The sequence below is a fragment of the Aerococcus sp. L_32 genome (assembly GCF_050689315.1).
In genome coordinates this window covers 1-1,064 of the sequence record NZ_JBOEQF010000595.1, presented here as the reverse complement: position 1 = coordinate 1,064, position 1,064 = coordinate 1, and the positions used below count along the sequence as shown (strand labels likewise).

Genomic DNA, 1,064 nt, shown 5'->3' with positions numbered 1-1,064 from the left:
CAATATCGGAATTGCCATTGGTTCAGGGACTGATGTAGCCATTGAATCAGCGGATATTGTCTTGATGCGTAGCGACTTAATGGACGTGCCAACAGCGGTTGAATTGAGTCGGGCAACCATTACCAATATTAAGCAAAACCTATTTTGGGCTTTCGCCTATAACACGGTTGGGATCCCAGTTGCCATGGGTATCCTCTACCTATTTGGTGGCCCATTATTAAGTCCTATGTTTGCTGGTGCAGCCATGAGTTTATCGTCTGTTTCAGTATTACTGAATGCGCTGAGATTGAAGGGCTTTAAAGCTAAAGCTTAAGTGACGATTATAATAGATAAATTATAACCACCCTATTTTTTGGGGCCAGGGGGATATCTTAGGATGAACCTTGGTCTTTTTATTATATAAAAAAACCAAATGCGATTTTTGAGTTCAACCCTTGATTTTTCCCAAAAATGGGCGTAAACTTTCACTATTGCAGATAAAATTTACATTTGGATTGGTAGCTCAGTTGGTAGAGCAACTGACTCTTAATCAGTGGGTCCAGGGTTCGAGCCCCTGCCAGTCCATTAAAAAAGGCACTAAATCAATGTTTTGATAATATTGATTTAGCGCCTTTTTGGATTGAATTTGAAAAGTAGCGAAAATACTTTATATAAAGTTTGAGAAATATTGAGTAATTTAAAATATAAACGAATCTCTAACGACATCATATTTTTGACCATCTGTAATTGAATCTACACCAAATGATTCACCGGTGTACAGAACTCGACCAATATACTCTAAGGGAATAGTCTTATTGAGTTCGCTCTGAAATACATCAACATCAATAATCTTAATCTCTTTCGCTCCTTCGTAATACTATATCTCAGTTCTATTTTATTTAAATTGATAGACGGATATATCCGCTATTTTTACTTCCTTGATATTTCTAATAAAGTAAGAAAATCATAAAAAATGATGCAAGGTTATATGCATTATACTGCTATTTTCTGTTGTAATTGAAAAACATTATATAAATTGCCGCTTTCATTTCCTAAATCGATGTGTTAGTATCGGAGATACATTC

General features: G+C 35.5%; 1 tRNA gene and 1 pseudogene. Both read left to right on the top strand.

The annotated features are described in order from the left end of the window. Positions 1 to 313 (top strand): annotated as a pseudogene (locus tag ACRCJ0_RS15025) (heavy metal translocating P-type ATPase); the annotation flags it as partial. Between the two features lie 178 nt (positions 314 to 491). Next, positions 492 to 564 (top strand) — tRNA-Lys (locus ACRCJ0_RS15020). The last annotated feature ends 500 nt before the right edge of the window (positions 565 to 1,064 follow it).